This window comes from Kribbella sp. NPDC050124, from assembly GCF_044460355.1.
Taxonomy (GTDB): domain Bacteria; phylum Actinomycetota; class Actinomycetes; order Propionibacteriales; family Kribbellaceae; genus Kribbella.
Genome location: NZ_JBITJU010000017.1, coordinates 1 through 18709 on the forward strand (window position 1 = coordinate 1; position 18709 = coordinate 18709).

The 18709-nt window shown below is 68.8% G+C and carries 11 protein-coding genes; 6 read left to right on the plus strand and 5 right to left on the minus strand.

Annotated features, from left to right (window positions below; genetic code table 11):
* Window positions 1-148: 148 nt before the first annotated feature.
* Window positions 149-1414: an ABC transporter substrate-binding protein gene (locus ACIBL3_RS31185; protein ID WP_396357316.1), complete on the minus strand. Its 1266-nt coding sequence runs from the start codon at window positions 1412-1414 to the stop codon at window positions 149-151.
* Window positions 1415-1589: 175 nt separating this feature from the next.
* On the opposite strand from ACIBL3_RS31185, the gene ACIBL3_RS31190 reads away from it, so the two are divergent.
* Genes ACIBL3_RS31190 through ACIBL3_RS31210 form a run of 5 tightly spaced genes read left to right on the plus strand, consistent with a single transcriptional unit; the run spans window position 1590 to window position 9551 of the window.
* Window positions 1590-2717, plus strand: a complete 1128-nt coding sequence (locus ACIBL3_RS31190; RefSeq protein ID WP_396357317.1) for an FCD domain-containing protein — start codon at window positions 1590-1592, stop codon at window positions 2715-2717.
* Window positions 2710-3492 (plus strand): amidohydrolase family protein, encoded by a 783-nt coding sequence (locus tag ACIBL3_RS31195; protein ID WP_396357318.1) that lies wholly within the window; start codon window positions 2710-2712, stop codon window positions 3490-3492. Before ACIBL3_RS31190 ends, ACIBL3_RS31195 begins: the two co-directional genes overlap by 8 nt.
* An 11-nt stretch (window positions 3493-3503) precedes the next feature.
* Window positions 3504-5942: a glycosyl hydrolase family 95 catalytic domain-containing protein gene (locus ACIBL3_RS31200; protein ID WP_396357319.1), complete on the plus strand. Its 2439-nt coding sequence runs from the start codon at window positions 3504-3506 to the stop codon at window positions 5940-5942.
* Window positions 5939-6778 carry an aldo/keto reductase gene (locus ACIBL3_RS31205; RefSeq protein ID WP_396357320.1) on the plus strand — a complete coding sequence of 280 codons (840 nt, stop codon included), beginning with the start codon at window positions 5939-5941 and terminating at the stop codon, window positions 6776-6778. The genes ACIBL3_RS31200 and ACIBL3_RS31205 overlap by 4 nt, the downstream gene beginning before the upstream one ends.
* 28 nt (window positions 6779-6806) lie before the next feature.
* Complete coding sequence (locus ACIBL3_RS31210) at window positions 6807-9551, plus strand: glycosyl hydrolase family 95 catalytic domain-containing protein (RefSeq protein WP_396357321.1); 2745 nt, start codon at window positions 6807-6809, stop codon at window positions 9549-9551.
* Between the two features lie 175 nt (window positions 9552-9726).
* Here the strand turns inward: ACIBL3_RS31210 and ACIBL3_RS31215 are convergent, their stop codons facing one another.
* Window positions 9727-11673 (minus strand): DUF222 domain-containing protein, encoded by a 1947-nt coding sequence (locus ACIBL3_RS31215; RefSeq protein WP_396357322.1) that lies wholly within the window; start codon window positions 11671-11673, stop codon window positions 9727-9729.
* 459 nt (window positions 11674-12132) lie between these two features.
* Between ACIBL3_RS31215 and ACIBL3_RS31220 the strand changes: the two genes are divergently transcribed.
* Window positions 12133-12591, plus strand: coding sequence for an HIT family protein (locus tag ACIBL3_RS31220; RefSeq protein ID WP_396357323.1), 459 nt, complete (start codon window positions 12133-12135; stop codon window positions 12589-12591).
* Here ACIBL3_RS31220 and ACIBL3_RS31225 read toward each other — a convergent pair.
* From ACIBL3_RS31225 to ACIBL3_RS31235, 3 genes are all read right to left on the minus strand, one after another.
* Window positions 12584-13627 carry a TRM11 family SAM-dependent methyltransferase gene (locus ACIBL3_RS31225; protein ID WP_396357324.1) on the minus strand — a complete coding sequence of 348 codons (1044 nt, stop codon included), beginning with the start codon at window positions 13625-13627 and terminating at the stop codon, window positions 12584-12586. The two genes, ACIBL3_RS31220 and ACIBL3_RS31225, sit on opposite strands and share 8 nt — an antisense overlap.
* Window positions 13628-13741: 114 nt before the next feature.
* Window positions 13742-16657: a glycoside hydrolase family 2 TIM barrel-domain containing protein gene (locus ACIBL3_RS31230; protein ID WP_396357326.1), complete on the minus strand. Its 2916-nt coding sequence runs from the start codon at window positions 16655-16657 to the stop codon at window positions 13742-13744.
* Window positions 16654-18675, minus strand: a complete 2022-nt coding sequence (locus ACIBL3_RS31235) for a beta-galactosidase (RefSeq protein ID WP_396357327.1) — start codon at window positions 18673-18675, stop codon at window positions 16654-16656. Before ACIBL3_RS31235 ends, ACIBL3_RS31230 begins: the two co-directional genes overlap by 4 nt.
* Window positions 18676-18709: the final 34 nt, after the last annotated feature.

Below are 18709 nucleotides of genomic sequence, written 5' to 3' on the forward strand. Positions count from 1 at the left end.
TTCTGCAGGCCGACGATCGCCGGGTTCGCGCTGTACCCGTTCCAGTCGGTCAGGCTCAGGTAGATCGACAGGCTGACCGGGACCACGAGCATGACCACGAACAGCAGCAGCGCGGGCCCGACCATACTCGCCGTGGTCAGCCGCTCTCTCACGACTTGGATCCCATCCAGGCGTCGATGCGCTTGGCGACGTCGGCGGCGGACTTGCCGGTGTACAGGCTCTGGACCGCCTTGTTCCACTCCCCGTTGAAGCCTTGCGGCAGGGTGTTGGCGCCGTACCCCTCACCCTGCGCGACGTGCTTGGGCGCCTGGTCGAGGATCTCTTGCACCTGCTGGCCGAGCGGCGTCAGCTTGTCGGTGTAGCCCTTGCGGAAGTTGCCGTCCTGCGCGAGCTGGCTCTCGACGGCCGCCTTGTCGGTGGCGAGGAACTGGACCAGCTTGACCGCGAGGTCGCGCTGCTTGGTCGACTTCAGCACCATGTACGGCATCGCCATCGTGACGCCTTGTGGTCCCGGGTACGGCTGGCCGGCCTCGGTCGGGGCGGCGAACACCCCGAGGTCGAAGGTGGGCTTCTGGCTGTCCGCCGTACGGACGAACCAGCTGCCCATGATGTACATCGCGGACTTGCCGGTCAGGAAGGTGGTCTGCGCATTGACGTCGTCCAGGCCGAGCGCGTTCTTGTCGACGTACCCGTTCTTGATCCAGGACTCGTAGCGCTGCAGCAGCGGCAGCATGGACTGGCCGACGCCGAGCTGCTTGGAGTTGACCTGCTGGTACCAGTCCGGGTGCTTGGTCGCGATCGACGGGTCGCTGAGTTGCAGCAGCTGCAACCCGGTCACGTAGTCGCCGGCGGTCTGCAGCGGGAGGTACCCGGCGGCCTTCAGCTTGCCCATCGCGGTGGTCAGCTCGTCGAGGTCCTTCGGCGGGGCGGAGATGCCGGCCTTGGCGAACGCGTCCTTGTTGTAGAACACCAGCGACTGGGCCTGCTGACCGACGCCGACGGTGTAGACCTTGCCGTCCAGCGCGGCCTGCTCCGACAGCGGCGTGTCCTTGGTCCACGCCTGGTCGGTGAGCTCGAGCATCTGCGGGGCGAGGGTCTTGTCGGCCATCAGCGTCTCGACCACGTCCGGGGCGTTGCCGGCCGCGAGCAGTTGCGGCAGCGTGTCCTTCACGCCCTGCCCGGTCGGGGCCTCGATCTTCACGTCGACGCCGGGGTTGGCGTCCTCGAACGGCTTGACCAGCTCCTCCCAGTAGCCCTTGGTCAGGTTGGGAGTGATGTTGACCAGCATCCGCACCTCGCCGGTGCTGCCACCGGCGGAGCCTTCGTCACTGAAACCACCGCCGCAACCGGCCGCGCCCACCAGGATCGCAACCACTGCCAGCGGGACAAGCTTCCGCCGAATCGATCGAGCCATTTCCGGTCCTCTCAGATCGTCCCGGCGTCGGGGGCGGCCGGGCGTCGTTAGCGATCGACGATGCAGAGAGCTACGCTGAAGTGTCAACGTTTAAACGGCAAAGTGGACGGTCTGAGTCGGAAGTCCGTGCCATAAAGGGTTGGCAGATCGTTGTCATCGGGGCCACCATGCAGCCATGCCCGATGCCGGACGTCCCAAGTCGCCGCTGACGCTGTCCGCGGCCGAGCGCGCTGCGCTCAGCCACCTCGCCGCCGGGAACGGCAGCACTCCGGCGATGCGGTTGCGGGCCCGGATCGTGCTCGCCTGCGCCGAGGGGCAGTCGAACAAGGACGTCGCGGACCTGCTCGCGGTCACCCCCGGCACCGTCGGCAAGTGGCGGCGCCGGTTCCTGCGGATGGGGATGGCCGGACTGGACGACGGGATGCGCAGCGGCCGGCCGCGGATGGTCGACCGGGTCCGGCTCGGCGCGATCGGCACCGGATCGATGGCCGATTCCGGACACCCGATGTCGAACCCGGCCTCGACCCGTGAGGTCGCCGCCGCTCACGGAGTGTCGCAGTCGACGGTCGCCCGCCGCCGGCGCGAGGAGATCCACCGGCACCGCACCGGCAGCGGTCTCGCGCTGCGCTCGACGCAACCGGCTCCCCCGCCGTCGACCGAGACCGAGCTGCTCTCCGACCGGGTCTACGAGGCGATCCGCAACTGGATACTGTCCGGCGAGCTGGCGCCTGGGATGCGCGTGGTCGAGTCCGAGATCGCCCGCGTCCTCGGCACCAGCCAGACCCCCGCCCGGGAAGCGGTACGGCGACTGGCCCACGAGGGACTGGTGACGTACCGGCCGCGGCTGGGCAACTTCGTCACCGAGATCTCCCAGGTCGAGGCCCGCGAGGCCCGTGAGGTCCGCGTGCTGCTGGAGACCGCGGCCGCCCGGCGCGCCACCGGCAACGTCCCGCCGGCGGAGCTGGACCTGCTGCGGATCGAGGTGCAGCGGATGACCGACGCGGCCGACCACCACGACATCGGCGCCTTCCGCGAGGCCGACCTGCGGTTCCACCGGCAGGTGCTCGCGACGAGCGGCAACTCGATGCTGCTCAAGGTCTGGCGCACCCTCGAGCCGGCGCTGTGGAACCTGCAGGTCGTCTCGAACGCGATGTACGCCGGCGACTGGGGTCTGATGGCGCGCCGCCACCTCGACCTGGTCGAGGCCCTGGCCGGCACCGACCCCGAGGACGCCGCCCGCCTGTTCTCCGCGCACGCCCGCGGCGAGAGTTCGATCACCAGGCCCGCGAGCCGCCATGACTGAATCCCGTCCGCCCCCGTTGGACACCCACGTCCACCTCTGGAACCTCGCCCGCAGGCAACTCCCCTGGTTACCCGCCCACCACCCACTCCGCCGCGACTTCACCCTCGACGACTTCCACGACGCCGCCGGCGGGCGGCCGGACACCATCCTCGTCCAGGCCGACGCCGATCCACTCGAAGTCACCGACCTGCTCGACCTCGCCGCGACCACACCCTCCGTCCTCGGGGTCGTCGGCTGGTTCGACCTCTACCGCAGCACCTCGTTCCCCGACGACCCGTTGCTCCTCGGCATCCGCTGCCCGCCCGCCGACCAGACCGCCCCGGACGCGTTCACCGACCCGGCGTTCGTTCGCAGTGTGCGAGCCGCCACCGAGGCCGGCCTGGCCATCGACCTGCTGCTCCGCCCGTCCGCCCTGAGCGGTGCCGCTCGACTCGCCGACGCCGTACCCGACGCGCGCCTCGTCCTCGACCACCTCGGCAATCCCACCGGGATCACCGCCGAGTGGTCGGCCGGGATGAAGGCGCTCGCCGACTACCCGAACGTCGCCGTCAAGCTGTCCGGCACCGCCCACCTACCGACCGAGACCCTCGCCGAACTGATCGCCGTCGCCCTCGAGCTGTTCGGCAGCGACCGGGTGATGTTCGGCTCCGACTGGCCTGTGTGCACGCTCTCGAGCACACGCGCCGAGGTCCTCCGCCGTACCGCTGAACTGCTTCCGGCGGCCGCGCACAACGACGTGTTCCGCGGCGCCGCCGAGCGCACCTACCGCCTCTAGGAGACCGCCCCATGACCGAATACACCCGACGCCAGGTCCTGCGGACCGCCGGCGCCGCGGCCGGCACCGCAGTCGTCGCCGGCAGCCTCGCCGATCCCGTGACCGCCACCGCCGCCGACACCGCTGACCAGCAGGTCGGCAGTGACACCAACCCGCTCAGGCTCTGGTACACCCAACCCGCCACCGAATGGCTGCAGGCGCTTGCCGTCGGCAACGGCCGGCTCGGCGCGATGGTGTACGGCGGGACCGCGACCGAGCAACTGCAGCTGAACGAGGACTCGATCTGGGCCGGTGGACCCCACCAGTACGACGACCCGGCCGGCCGCGAGGCACTCCCGGAGATCCGGCGGCTGATCGCCGAGGAGGAGTACCTGGCCGCGCAGATGCTGGCCGACGAGAAGTTCATGGGCCGCCCGACCGAGCAGATGCAGTACCAGCCGGTCGGCGACCTGATGCTGACGTTCCCCGGGATCACGCCGTCCACCGTCACGTCGTACCGCCGGGAGCTGGATCTGACCTCGGCGATCACGTCGGTGAGTTACGTCGCCGATGGTGTCCGGTACTCGCGGGAGGTCTTCGTCAGCCACCCGGCGCAGGTGCTGGTGATGCGGCTGACCGCCGACCGGGGTGGCGCCATCTCGTTCGACGCGACGTACACGACACCGCAGGCGGCGACGGTCGATCGGTACGACGACCGGACGCTGGCGCTCAACGGGATCAGTGGCGACGCCGAGGGCCTGAAGGGGTCGGTGAAGTTCTGCGCGCTGGTCCGGGCGTTCGCCGACGGCGGGTCGACGAAGGTTGCCGACGGCAAACTCACGGTGGCCGGCGCGGACGCGGTGACGCTGGTGCTGTCGATCGGGTCCAGCTACCGGAACTACCTCGACGTGAGCGCCGACCAGGTGGCTCGGGCGTCGGAGCCGTTGCCTGCCGAGCGTCCGCCGTACGGGCTGTTGCGGAAGACGCATGTGGACGACTACCGGCGGCTGTTCGGGCGGCTCGACATCGAGCTCGGGACGTCGGACTCGATCGCGCTGCCGACCGACCAGCGGGTGATCGCATTCCGCAACGGCGGCGACCCGCAACTGGCTGCGCTGTACTACCAGTTCGGGCGCTACCTGCTCATCTCCAGCTCGCGCAGCCCGGGACAGCCGGCGAACCTGCAGGGCATCTGGAGCTACAAGATGCTGCCGGAGTGGCAGTCGAAGTTCACGCTGAACATCAACTGCGAGATGAACTACTGGCCGGCTGGCCCGGCCAACCTCGCGGAGTGCTGGGACCCGCTGTTCCAGATGATCGCCGAGCTGGCCGAGTCCGGTGCGCGGACCGCTGAGGTGATGTACGACGCTCCCGGATGGGTCGCGCATCACAACACCGACGGGTGGCGTGGGACTGCGCCGGTCGACTTCGCGTACTACGGGGTGTGGCCGACCGGTGGGGCGTGGCTGGCGCTGCTGTTCTGGGAGCGGTACGAGTACACCGGCGATCTGGAGATGCTGCGGAAGTACTACCCGGTGCTGCGCGGGTCGGTGGAGTTCTTCCTCGACCAGCTGCAGACGGACGGGCCGACGGGCTATCTGGTGACCAGCCCGTCGCACTCGCCCGAGCTCAAGCACCACGACTACGACAACGAGGGCGTCAGTATCTGCGCCGGTCCGACGATGGACAGCGAAATCCTGCACGACCTGTTCAAGGTGTTCGGGCAGGCAGCTGCGCTGCTGGGCAAGGACACGGAGATGGCCGCGCAGGTCGCCGAGGCGCGGTCGCGGCTGGCGCCGATCCAGGTCGGGTACCTCGGCCAGATCCAGGAGTGGCTGATCGACTGGGAGGAGGCCGCGCTGGAGACGAGCCGCCACGTGTCGCACCTGTGGGCGCTCTTCCCGAGCGACCAGATCACCCCTCGCCGTACGCCGGAACTCGCCGACGCGGCGCGGAAGTCGCTGGAGCTCCGCGGCCCGGCAGCGACGGCCGGGTGGTCGCTCGCCTGGAAGCTCAACATGCGGGCGCGCCTACTCGAGCCGGCCAACGCCTACAAGCACCTGACTCAGTTGCTCGCGCCTGGCCGCACTGCCCCGAACCTCTTCGACCTGCACCCGCCCTTCCAGATCGACGGCAACTTCGGCGGCGTCTCCGGCATCACCGAAATGCTCATGCAAAGCCACTCCGGCGAAGTCGCCCTGCTCCCCTGCCTCCCGCCCGCCTTCCCCACCGGCCGTATCCGAGGCCTTCGCTCCCGCGGCGGCTTCGACATCGACCTCACCTGGACCGCCGGCAACCTCACCCGAGCCCAAATCCACTCCCTCCTGGGCAACCGCCTCCGCCTCCGCACCGGCCTCACAGTCGACGTCAAGTCCACCGAAGGGCCCGTAGCCTTCGCCCGCCCCGAAGAAGGCGTCGTCGAGTTCCGCACCCGCCGCGGAGTCGACTACTTCATCGAGCCCCGCCCATGAGAATGCTCGGCCCGTTGGGGCTGGGCACCGCACCCCTCGCGGGCGTCGAACCTGATGCCGCTCATGCTGCTGTCGAGGCAGCTCTGGATGCCGGCATCAACTACTTCGACACGGCTCCGTTGTATGGCGCTGGAGCTGCTGAGCGGCGGCTTGGGGAGGCGTTGGCTGGAGTCCCGAGGCATTCGTACGTTGTTTCTACGAAGGCTGGGCGGCGGGTTGTGGGCGACGGCGTCGAGTACGACTTCAGTGCGGAGGGGATCAAGGCGTCGGTTGCGGAGAGCTTGTCGCGGCTCGGGGTGGATCGGGTGGATGTGGTGCATCTGCATGATCCGGACGAGCATGTGGAGCAGGCGCTGGATGAGGCCTATCCGGTGCTTGACGAGCTTCGGCGGCAAAGCGTGATCGGCGCGGTCGGGATCGGGATGAACAGTCCGGAGATCCCGGCGCGGTTCGTCCGGGAGACCGATATCGACGTCGTGCTGATCGCCGGGCGGTACACGCTGCTCGACCGGTCCGCCGCCGACGACCTGCTGACCGCAGCCGCCGATCGTGGCGTCGCGGTGATCGCCGGCGGGGTGTTCAACTCCGGCATCCTCGCCGGCGGCTCCACCTACGACTACCGCCCGGCCTCCCCGGCGATCGTCACCGAAGTCGAGCGGCTGACGAAGGTGTGCGCGTCGTACGACGTCCCACTCAAAGCGGCCGCGATGCGCTTCCCCGCTACCCATCCCGCCGTGACCGCGGTCCTGATCGGCTGCGCCACCGCGGCCGAGGTCCGCGAGAACGCCGCGCTCTGGCGGCACCCACTGCCCGCCGAACTCTGGACCGCTCTCTAGCAACACCCCGCCCCGAAAGGCTCACCAGATGCTTCGACTGACCTTGCCCCTACTAGCGACATTACTTGCCGTCGGCACCAGTTCGGTCCCGGTCGCCGTCGGCCAAACCGTCGACCAGCCCACGACAGCGTGGCGGGACGGCGGCCTCCGCACAGATCCAGCGGGCCTCGTCTCGCGGTCGGACCTGGTGCAGGAGGGCCCGGCCTGGCGCGCGTACCAGGCGATGCCACTCGGCAACGGCGTCCTCGGCGCCGGTGTCTGGGCCGAGAAGGGCTTCAGCGCCCAACTCAACCGCGTCGACACCTTCCCGCAACTCAAGTCCGCCGGGCGCCTCGTCGTACCCGGCCTCCAACCACTGATGCGTGCCGCTAACTACACCGGGCGGCTCGCGATGTACGACGGCCAACTCGTGCAACGCGGTGGCGGTATGTCGGCCCGTTCCTACGTCCGCGCCGACGCCGACCAGTTCGTGCTCGAAGTCACCGGCGCCGACCCGACCAAGACACAGACCGCAGACCTCAAGCTGTGGGAGGGACGTACGCCGACCGCCACGGCTAACGGCACAGTCGCCGCGCTCGCGGAGACCTTCCACGACGAAGCCTCGGGCAGTCTGACCGGCGCGGTCGCCGCGTTGACCGCCCGTGGCCGCGATGTCTCGGCCTCCGTGGTCGACCCGCTGACCGTCCGGGTCACCTTCCGCCCCAACGCTGACGGCTCGTTCCGGCTGGTCGTCGGCTTACCGTCGTACAAGGATGGTGACGTCGCGACGGCAGCACGCCGTGCGGTCACCGAATCGCCGAGCAAGCATCTCGACTGGTGGCATGCGTTCTGGGCGAAGGCCGCGCCGATGCGGATCACGTCGTCCGACGGCACCGGTGAGTACGTCGAGAACCTCCGGACCCTGCAGCTGTACACGATGGCCGCGTCGATGCGGTCACCAGTTCCGAGTACGCACGGCGCCGTCGTGCGGATGTTCTCGTCGGCCAAGGACCAGGCCGACTGGGCGCAGGACTCGTACTGGCACTTCAACCTGCGGATGCTGATCTCGTCCAACCTGGGCGCCGGCATCGGCGAGTTCAACGCGCCGTACTTCCGCTTCTACCTCGACCGCGCCGCGCTGATGCGGAAGTGGACGCACGACCACTGGTTCAACGCGCAAGGGACGTGCGTGCCGGAGTTCCTGCGGTACGACGGAACCGGTGACGGCTGCGACAACATGTCGGAGCCCGGTTGGGTGAAACGGATCCTGAGCAGCGGACCGGAGTTGGTGAACAACATCTGGTGGCAGTACCGCTACACCGGCGACCAGGCGTTGCTGGATCGCGCCTACCCGCTGATCAAGGAGATCGCCGAGTTCCACCTGGCAGCGCTGACGCCTGGCGACGACGGCTACCTGCACCTGGAGCACGTCAACGCGCTCGAAGTGCAGTGGGACACCAACGACCCGGCACCGGACCTCGCTGCGATGCGGGTGATCTTCCCGATCGTCGCGGACCTCGCCCAGTCACGTGGTGATGATGCGTTCGCTGGGCAGTTGCGTGCCGCGGCGGCGAAGCTGCCGCCGTTCCGGACCGTGCAGCGTGGTGGCGAGGAGGTGCTGGCGTGGTCCGGCACCGACGAGGAGGCGCACAACACGCAGAACCCGGAGATGGAGGTGCTGTGGCCGTGGGGGCTGTTCGACGAGACCTCCGAGCTGATGCAGGCGACGTACCGGCAACGGGTCTACCCGCAGGACAAGGACTGGGGGATGGACACCACCTGGGCCGCCCGCCTCGGTCTGGCCGACGAGGTGAAGCGGCTGATGCTGAAGGGGATCCAGGACTTCCAGATCTTCCCGAACGGCTTCACCGTGCACCGGACCGGCCGCGAACCAGTCCGTCAGCAAAGTTTCTACAACGAGTGGGGCGGCGTGCTGACGACCGGTCTCCAGGAGGCTCTGGTCCAGTCGTACGACGGTGTCGTGCAGGTCGCCCCGGCTTGGCCGAGTGACTGGGATGTGGCCGGGTCAGTCGAGATCGCGGGTGGTCACCGGATCAGCACTGAGGTCAAGGATGGCGTGGTCAGTCTGGTCGGCATCCAGGCTGGTAGTCGCGAGTCGCTGCGCGTCCGCAACCCGTGGCCGGGTCAGGAGATCCGGGTGATCGACTCCCGCGGACGGGCTGTGGTCGGGGCTACTTCCGACGAGGTCGTCACGGTGCCTGTTCAGGGCAACCACTCCTACGTGGTCGAGCGCGTCGCCGTACCGCTGTCATCGTTCAAGCATGTGCCGCTGACCGGGCAGCCGGCGTCGGCTGTGAAGACGGTTGGCACTCGGATGCTCGGCGTACCTGCCAGTGAGCCGCCGGTGCTGAGCGATCTGGTCAGCGTGCGGACGCCGGAGAAGTTGTCGAACCTCGTCAAGGCGCAGCCGGGTGCGGAGATCTACGTCGATCGCAGCTACAAGATCACCGACCTGCCGGCGCAGCTGACCGGCCAGGCGATGGTCCCCGGCGCCAACGACGACTCCAAGGCGACCGGTCCGGCCGACTACCTCACGCTGGACCTGACCGGACCGGCAACAGTCTACGTCGCCTACGACCCGCGAGGCGAGAACGACTGGTGGCCGTCCTGGCTCAACACCTTCACACGCACCGGAGAAACCGTCGGCACCACCGACCAACGCCTGCTCCTCTTCAAACGCGACGTCCCAGCCGGCCAACTGACGCTGGGCCCGAACTCCGGCGTCACAGGTAAGGGCAACTCTAGCTACGTAACGTTCGTCACCTCCCACTGAACCGACAAGAGCGATGCTGAACGCGCCGGCCAGACCTCCCGGCGACCGTTGTGTCAGAACGGTGGCGGGTCGTCCGGTGGCGGATCGTCGTCCGGATACTGGTTCGTGGGTAGTGCCTGGGCGAGGGGGCCGCGGGCGGGTGGGACGGTGGTGTAGCGGTGCCCGGTCGGGGAAATCAGGTGGTGACGGAGCCGTCGGGATGGTCGGTGGTGGTCCAGCCCCAGGCTCGGTTGTCCTTGATCACGTGGTGGTACTCGCAGTACGGCACCAGCCCTGCCAAGCGTGTGCGCCCGGTCCGGGCGAACGGCGTGGCGTGGTCGCGGTCGCATTCTCGCGAGGTGCGGTTGCAGCCGGGCCAGGCGCAGACCGGGTGCCGGGCGAGGAGGGTCTCGCTGACTATGGCGCCGGGGTCGTGACGGGTGGTCGAGGCCTCCAGCACCATCCCGTTCGTCGGGTCGGTGAGAAGTCGCCGCCAGGTGCCGTCGCCGGCGATCCGGCGTGCCATCTCGGCAGGGATTGGCCCGTAGCCGGTCAGGTCGCACGGGTTCTCGTCGATCCCGACCAGGGTGGTGATCGGGATGAGGACTTCGATGTGGGGGCGGCGGCGGTGCTGGTCGGGTAGTCGGCGGCCGAGCCAGTCCGCGCCGCTGCGCAGGATGTGTTCGAACACGTCGGCCACGACATCAGCGCGTCGCTGCCCCGCCGTCCGCTCATCCTTGGCGCGCTCATTTGTGGCCTGCTCATTTGTGGCCCGCTCATTTGTGGCCCGCGCATTTGTGGCCCGCGCATTTGTGGCCCGCGCATTTGTAGCCCACTCATCTTGGACCCGCTCACCTGGCCCCGAGCCGGCCGCTTCGCTGGTGCGGCTGGTGTTGCTGTCGACGCCGCTGGTTGGGTGGCCGGTGCCGGTGCCGGTGCCGGTCTTGGCGGTGAGGATCTCGTCGGTGGGGGTGGCGCGAGTGGTGGAGTCCGCCGTAGTGGCTGGGGGCGAGGAGTCGGCGGCGGTGCCGCGTTTGGCGAGGTCGGCCATGGCTTGGACGACGACCCACATCTGCTGGATCTTGTCGGCGGTGTGGACGACCCACAGGCCGGCCATGCCGTCAGCAAGGGGAACGATCTTGCAAGTCCGGTCCCGCACCGCATCCCGGTGCCGGTCGGCCTCCTCCTTCGCGGCGTACTTGGCGACCTGGCGGCGCAGCGATTCGCCCAAGTTCTTGTGGGTCTGGCCCGCGGCTCGGCGCAGCACGTGCGCCTCGACCGCCTGCGCAGCGGCCGCGGACAGCGGTCGGGTGGCCTCGGAGATCGCCAACGCCTTCGACCAGGACAGCGCACCACACCGCAGCGCAGTGTGGGTCGCGGCCAGCGGGCCAGTGAGGTGCAGCGCGGTGTCGATGTGCCGCGCCGCGGTCTCCTTGGACAAGTGCAGCGCGGCACCGATCTCGGCCGTCCAGGAGCGCTCCGGATCGACCGGGCGGCCCGAGGAGTCGGTCTCACTTGGCCGCGGCAACTCGGTCGCCTGGGCCTTGCGCTGGCGGTAGAACGACGCCATCGCAGCGGCCTTGATCGATTCCGCCCAGGCCGACATCCGGGCCGCGGCCTTCATCAGCTCGATCAACGCCATCGGCGACTCCCACTGCGGCCGCACTGCCTCCAGCGCCGCGGCCAGCTCAGCACCAGGCCGCAGGAACACCCAGGCCGGCGCCTTCTGCCGCAGCATCAGCCGCTCCACCTCGTCCTGCTCGACGCCTGCCCACAACTCCCGCTCCAGCGCGTCCACCCGCGACATCGGCGGCAACTCGTCGAACAGGTCCTCCTCACGCAACCACACTGGACCATCCGAGCACGCGGGATCATCGGGATCCCACAAGTCACCAGGCGGAACCAAGACACCGGCCGCCTCCAACGCGTCCGACTCCGCCATCAGCTCCGCGTTGAACCGAGCGGCCAGCCCAGGATCGAATGCCGCAGCCTGTTCGGCCGACACAACCGCGGCGAGCGCAGCACCGCGTTCGGCAACGAGAGCTGTGGCCCCTTCGCCGGCAGACGCCACGGCGCGTTCCGCCGCGAACGCTCCGGTGGGCTTTTCCTTACCGGAGAACATGTCGACCGCGGGGAGGTTCATGGAACTATATTAGAACATCTGTTCCCTTAAGCTCAAATTTCCGAAGGCGCTGTGACATGCCGAGCCGGCACTCCTCGGCGTCGACCGCACCAAGCGAAGCAAACATAGGAAGGGTCTACCGACGCGCGGTTCCCGTCGCCCCGTGAGGAGGGAAGCAGCGGGCCCCTCGTACTCGTCGACGGGTCGTGGGGTGACGCACGGAACCGGCGATTCGTCGTCCCCGGGCTGGCCGAGTCCTTCCGCCTGCCCTTGTACGACCGTCGCGGCCACTCCCGCAACGAGCGCCCGCAGACACCGGGCAGCATTGTCGAGGACAGGGACGACCTCGCTACCCTGCCCACGGCACTTGACCTCGCTCCGGCGCATGTGGTCACGAACTCCGCCCAGCAGTTCGTTGACCCGGACCTGACGGTACCGGGGCGTTACGTCGAAGCCACGACCGTCCACGGAGGCCAACGCATGTTCAACCACGAACCCGACGACTACGACTGCCCGTTCTGCCTACTGGCCGCGGGTGGTGAAGACGGCCTGACCAAGCAGCAGGACGTAGTACTACGCACGGAGCGGGCGCTGGCGTTCGTCGCGTCTCGGTGGTGGCCGAACAATCGTGGGCATGTGTTGGTGGTGCCGACTGGGCATCACGGGAACCTGTACGACCTTCCGGCGGAGTATGGGCATGCTGCGCATGACGTCGTTCGGGAGGTGGCGATTGCGATCCGGCACACGTATGACTGTGCTGGGGTGTCGACTCGGCAGCACAACGAGCCGGCTGGGTATCAGGACGCTTGGCACTACCACGTGCACGTGTTTCCGCGGTACGTCGGGGACGAGTTGTACAGCACGCGGCACATTGCGGAGCCCGCTACCGCTGCGGAGCGGGCTCCGTATGTGCGCCGGCTGAAGGAGTACTTCAGCTAGCGGGTTCGGCGACGATGATCCGGGGGTGCTGCCCGGCGACCGCGACGTCGTACACGTCGAGGACTCGCCAGGCGGCATCCCCGGTCAGCATCGCGGCCTGCTCGGGGTTGAGGATCGCCACGACGCGCTCGGCCTGCGTCCGGCGCCACTGGCGCAAGTACGGCGCGAGGTTGCCGATGGCAACGCGGCGGTCCCACGGCGGGTTGGTGATGATCCGGTCGACGGTGGCCCGGAGGTCTCGCGCGTCGGCGATCCGCCACTCCATCTGCGCCCGCCTGGACGCATTGGCTTGGGCGGCGGTGATCGCGGTCGGCTGTCGGTCGGTGCCGACGTACCTCGCTCCCGGCATGAGCTCGTGCGCCTCGAGCAGCAACGTGCCCGCGCCGCAGAACGGGTCGAGCACCCGATGACCGCGTCCGATCCGGGCCAGCCGCGCCATCGCGGCGGCGACCGGTGGATGCAGGCTGCCGGTCACCGTCTGCCGCCGCCAAGGACGGCGATGGAGAGGTACGTCGAACGGCCTGACGCCGATCCACATCGTCGTACCGTCGAGGACGACTCGCCAGTCGGCGCGTTCGACCGGTGGTGTGCCGGTGCGGCGGGAGTGATACGTGCCGCCGGACAACTCATGAACTGCTTCGCCGACGAGGTCTTCGACGTCGTACCGGTTGTAGTTGCGTTGTCCGGTGAAGGAAGCGCTCACCGCGAAGTCGCCGGAGCACGGTTCCAGCAGACGACGTGCAGCGGTCGTTGCGGCAGTGAGCGCCGCTCTCGTCCGACCTGGGTCAGAGACAGCGGCTTGGATCAGGAAGAGGTCGTCGGCCAGGCGGGGCGGGCTGGTGACGATGGTTCCGGCGGTGGGTTCGAGGACGAGTTGCCGTTTGGTCAGGTCGATCACGCGGTGACGGGCCTCGGTCAGTTCGGCGGCGGCCAGGTGTTCCAGGCCGGTGACGGTGCGCACGAGCACCATCGGTTGCTTGCCGAGGCTGAGGGCTCGGGTGATCGACTCTGCCACGCCGAGGCGCGCAGAGCACATGGTGGGGTCTCCCGGTCAGCGGTCGGGAGCGCTCGGCTGAGCTGCTCCCGCATCGCCGGCCTCGGGCAGAGACGCTGAGGCCAGCGGGAGGCTAGCCCAGTCGGAAGAATGTACTCATGGCGCCGATGATGGCACAGCACCATCGCCCTGCCCACCGAATTCCCGGAAGGTCAGCGTGAAGCTGTACTCGGCGACTTCCAGCGTGTGCTGAGCTGTCACCGGCGGTCCGCAGGACGCACTGCCGAGCCCGTTCTGGGCCAGGTCCAGGTTGAGGTACACGTGATCGCGCGGCACGAGGTCCGCACGATGCCGGGCGCGCTCCAGGTCCTCGGTCGTCCACCGGCGAGCCGTCAGCTGGAAGTGCGGCGCGCCTTCGATCCTCAACCCGTTGCCCTCGGCATCGGTCAGCTCCGCCCAGCGGACGTCGGTCCGCGATCCGTTCTCCTGCGGTACGACGTAAGGCGTCTGCAGCTCGTCCACCGTGGATTCGAACCTTCCGACCCGGGCAGCCGCGCGACTGTCGGCGTACGCCTCACCGGGCCCACCACCGAACCACCGCGCGTTCTCGATACGCCCCGGCACCGCCATCCGCACCCCAACCCGCGGCCAACTCCCACACCGCGGCGTGATCGCCGTCCCGTCCCACTCCCCCTCAGGCTTCACGTCCACGGTCAGTTGCAGCCCGTCGGTTACAGCCCTCCACCGGTACGTCGCCCGCACCCCAACCCCAAGCCCGTCCGGCGCAACCCGCGCATGCACGGTGAGCCCCCGCTCCCCCACCTCAACACGATCCACCCGATGCCCCATCCGATCCAACCCAGCCGCCCGCCACTCCGTAACCACCGCATTGGTCCCACCCTGCCCCCGATCGTTATCCGTCGGCGCCCGCCACAAGTCGAGCCGCGGCCCCTCAACCTCAACCCCGAATAGCCGCAGCAGTTGCCCCGACCGCACATCGAACTCCCCACCCCCAACCGCAACCCGATCCCGAGGTGCCGCCTCAGCCGGCTGCTGCTCCTGAACCGACGCAGCGGGTTGGAGGACGGTCGGCGGTTGCTCGTTGCCCGGTAGCTTGAGCTGCGCCCACGCCACCTCGTGCCCGGCGTCGGCCCACGGCTCGTCCTTCGCCAGCACCGCCCGAACCGTCAGCCACCGCTCACCTGGGAGGTCCGTTGTGAGGTCGGGAACGGGCACCTCCACGGAGCAGCCTGGGGCGACCGTCGGCACCTCGAGGCGCCCGGAGCGCACCTCGACCCCGTCGACCTCCTCCGTCCAGACGAACTCCAGGTGGTCCACCGCCCGAAACGTCTGCCGATTGTCGACAATCAACTTGTCGGCCAGAGACAGGTGGACCGGCGCGATCGTCGTCTTGTACTCGAGCAGTCCCGGCGAGGGTGTCCGGTCGGGGAAGAGGAGTCCGTCTATGCAGAAGTTTGCGCCGTGGACGGGCTCGCCGAAGTCGCCGCCGTAGACATAGTCCGTTGCGCCCGGCAACAGGAGGCCGTGGTCGATCCACTCCCAGACGAAGCCGCCCTGCAACCGCGGATAACGTTCGAGCATCCGCTGATAGTCCGCCAGCCCGCCCGGCCCGTTGCCCATCGCATGCGCGTACTCGGCGAGGATGAACGGCAGTCCGCGCCGGCGTTCCTCCAGCGCGGGCTCGTCGATCACCACGTCCTCGGTGCGGGTGCCGATCCGCTCGAGTTCGTCGAGCGGCGTGTACATCAGGCTGTAGAAGTCGGAGAACTCGTAGCTGCGGTCCCGTTCGTAGAACAGCGCCCGTCCGGGATCGCGCTCCCGGGTCCACGCCGCCAGCGTGCCGAAGTTCCGTCCGCGGTGGCTCTCGTTGGCGAGCGACCAGATGATCACGCTCGGATGGTTCTTGTCCCGCTCGACCATCCGCCGCATCCGGTCCAGCATCATCGGCGCCCAGTCCGGGTCGTCGGCCGGGTTCCCGCGCCAGTCGGTGTAGATGAATCCGTGCGTCTCGATGTCGCACTCGTCGATCACCCACAACCCGAGCTCGTCACACAGGTCGAGGAACGCGGGATGTGGCGGGTAGTGCGCCGTACGGACCGCGTTGATGTTGTGCTGCTTCATCAGCACCAGGTCCTGCCGCATGGTCTCGAGGCTGACTGCCCGCCCCCGCCGAGCATCGTGCTCGTGCCGGTTCACACCCCGGAAGAACAGCGGCCGCCCGTTCACCGTCAGCAGGCCGTCGACGACCGCGACCGTCCGGAACCCGATCCGTACGTCGACCGTCTCCCCGCCCGCCACGATCTGGGCGTCGTACAACCGCGGCACCTCAGCCGACCACGGCTCCACTCCCGGGACAGTCACCGTCTCCCCCGCAGCCAACTCCAGCCCCAGCGAAGGTACGACGACGCGCGCGGTCGACGGTTCGACGTCGACCCGCAACGTCCCGGCGCCCGTGACGTGGTCGTAGTCCGCATGCACGAACGCGTCCTCGACCACCGGCTGAGCCAGCAACGTCACGTCCCGGAAGATCCCCGGCAACCACCACATGTCCTGGTCCTCGAGGTAACTCCCCGACGACCACTGATGCACCCGCACCGACAGCTCGTTCCGGCCCGGACGCAGTACGGCGCCGACGTCGAACTCGCTCGGCAGCCGGCTCCCCTTCGCCGTACCGACCTCGACCCCGTTCACCCACACCTTGAAACACGAGTCCACGCCCTCGAACCGCAGGACGCCGCCGGACCAGTCGTCGGGCAGGTCGAAGAAGCGCCGGTAGTCCCCGGTCGGGTTGATGTCCGGCGTCCGCGGCGGGTCGATCGGGAACGGGAAGGCAGTGTTCGTGTACCGCGGCCGGTCGTACCCCTGCAGCACCCAGTGCCCCGGCACCTCCACCTCGTCCCACCCATCGTCCACAAAGGCCGCGGTGGGATCCGTCGAGAACCTGAACTGCCAACGACCGTTGAGACTCAGCCGCGGCCTGGACGACCGCAGCCACGCCCGCGGCGCACGCATCCCGGTCCCAGGCAACAGATCCTCGTAGTACGCCGTCATGCCCGCTCCTCCCGCACGACGCGCACATCACGCGCCGCCAACTCGAACCGATCGCCGGCCACCTCAACGCACGCAGCTGAGCCAGACCAGTTGTGCACAAACCACAGCCGCTCACCCGCCGGATTGACCGCCGACAGAGCCGTCACCGACTCCGGCAGCCCCGGCCACACAGGCTCACCCACGCCCTTGAACACCGCACGAGCCAACGCAGCGTCCGGCACCGTGCCGACCACCGTCACCTGTCCGTCACCGAACGACTTGCGCGTCACAACCGGCCGCTGCCCGCCACCGGGATGCTCGTACGACGCAAGCACCTCGGCGTCGTCCACGATCAACCGCTCGGCCCACCGAGTCGCATGCCCGTCGAGCCCGGTCACCGGCAGGTCATCGAGCAGGTTCTCGTACTCGAAGTAGTGCACCCCGGCCGCCGCACGCAGCCGACCCGGCGCTACCTCCGCCCGTGCCCGCGCCTCCGGATCGGCGTACCCTGTCCGCGGTCCCACGACCAGGTGACCGCCCGCCTGCGCGTACGCAACCAGCAGGTCCAACTGAGCATCGGACGCGATGTACAGAGCAGGCACAACCAGCACCGGCACCCGAGACGCCAGCTCGACCGGGTCGTCCCCAAGCCGCTCCACCGGCAGCACGCCCGGCCGCAGCCCGGCATCGAGTACGCCGGTGTAGAAAGCGGTCACGATCGTCCGGTACGACGACTTGTCCGGCACCCCACCCGGATGCGCGAGCGGCGGCTGGCACTGCAACGCCCAATCGCTTTCCGTCGACCACACGATCGCCACGTCGACATCCGGTCGCAGGTCGACCACCGTGGAGCCGGCCTCGGCCAGCTCGGCTCCGATCGCCGTGATCTCGTCGTACACGCGTCCCGGCTGCAGGCCGTGGCCAAGGATGCCGCCCCAGAAGGTTTCCGCGCCGTGGTGGATCGAGTGCCAGTGCCAGTACTGCACTATCCGGGCGCCGCGGGACACCATCGCCCAGGCGAGCTGCCGGAGCTGGCCGTCGTACGGCGGATGGTTCAGCTGGGAGCCGCCGATCGTGGTCGCGTTGGTCTCGGTGATGAGGAACGGCTCGCCGCGGGAGCCGTACACGCGGTCCGCCGCGAGGTACAGCTCGGCGACGCTGCGCCCGATCCAGCCGACCTCGAACCGCGGCAGCCGAGCCGGCCGCTCGAGCCCGTCCTGGACGTGCACGTAAAGGTTGCCCGCCGCAACATCAAGCCGGGCGCTCAGGTCCACGTCAGCAACAGCGGCGCGGTCGTAGGCCAGGCATGTCGTCACCAACTGGCCGAGTCGCCGAAGCTCGCGGATGAGATCTGCCTGCCAACCGATGAAGTCGGTCGTCCGTGCGGCCTGGAAGCGTCGCCACGCCAGGTCGTACGACGGGGTGCTGTTGCCATCCGGTCGCCACAGCTCAGACCAGTCGCTCAGCCGATGCGACCAGTACGTCAGGCCCCAGGCCTCGTTCAGTGTGTCGACGTCGCCGTACGTCTCCCGCAGGTGCGCGACGAACGCCTGGAAGGTGCTCTCGTTGTGGGGCAGCAGCAGACCGGGCTCGTTGTCGACCTGGTAGCCCATGATGGCAGGGTGGTCGCGGTGATGCTCGACGATCCGCCGGATCACCCGCTCCGCGTGGAACAGGAACGCCGGCTGGTGGTAGTCCACCTCCTGCCGCACTCCCCACGGCACTCGCTCGCCGGTACGACGCTCAGCGGCGATCTCCGGATGCGCCCGCTGCAACCACGGCGGCACGGCGTACGTCGGCGTCCCGAGCACGACCCCGATCCCGCGAGCGGCCGCACCATCCAGCACCGGGCGGATCCACTCGAGGTCGAACACCCCGTCCCGCGGCTCCCAGGTCGACCACACGGACTCGCCGACCCGGATCGCGGTGATCCCCGCCGCAACCATCAGGTCGAGGTCAACCTCAACCCGATCACGCAGTTCCCGCGGCAGATACTCCGGATAGTAGGCCGTCCCCAACACAACCCGCGGCGGCAGCATGCACAAAAACTAACCCACCCGCCGCACCGCGTGC

Excerpts from the sequence above, each read along its gene's own strand:
- ACIBL3_RS31185 (WP_396357316.1), bottom strand. The coding sequence starts at position 1,414 with ATGGCTCGATCGATTCGGCGGAAGCTTGTCCCGCTGGCAGTGGTTGCG.
- ACIBL3_RS31190 (WP_396357317.1), top strand. The coding sequence starts at position 1,590 with ATGCCCGATGCCGGACGTCCCAAGTCGCCGCTGACGCTGTCCGCGGCC.
- ACIBL3_RS31195 (WP_396357318.1), top strand. The coding sequence starts at position 2,710 with ATGACTGAATCCCGTCCGCCCCCGTTGGACACCCACGTCCACCTCTGG.
- ACIBL3_RS31200 (WP_396357319.1), top strand. The coding sequence starts at position 3,504 with ATGACCGAATACACCCGACGCCAGGTCCTGCGGACCGCCGGCGCCGCG.
- ACIBL3_RS31205 (WP_396357320.1), top strand. The coding sequence starts at position 5,939 with ATGAGAATGCTCGGCCCGTTGGGGCTGGGCACCGCACCCCTCGCGGGC.
- ACIBL3_RS31210 (WP_396357321.1), top strand. The coding sequence starts at position 6,807 with ATGCTTCGACTGACCTTGCCCCTACTAGCGACATTACTTGCCGTCGGC.
- ACIBL3_RS31215 (WP_396357322.1), bottom strand. The coding sequence starts at position 11,673 with ATGAACCTCCCCGCGGTCGACATGTTCTCCGGTAAGGAAAAGCCCACC.
- ACIBL3_RS31220 (WP_396357323.1), top strand. The coding sequence starts at position 12,133 with ATGTTCAACCACGAACCCGACGACTACGACTGCCCGTTCTGCCTACTG.
- ACIBL3_RS31225 (WP_396357324.1), bottom strand. The coding sequence starts at position 13,627 with ATGTGCTCTGCGCGCCTCGGCGTGGCAGAGTCGATCACCCGAGCCCTC.
- ACIBL3_RS31230 (WP_396357326.1), bottom strand. The coding sequence starts at position 16,657 with ATGACGGCGTACTACGAGGATCTGTTGCCTGGGACCGGGATGCGTGCG.
- ACIBL3_RS31235 (WP_396357327.1), bottom strand. The coding sequence starts at position 18,675 with ATGCTGCCGCCGCGGGTTGTGTTGGGGACGGCCTACTATCCGGAGTAT.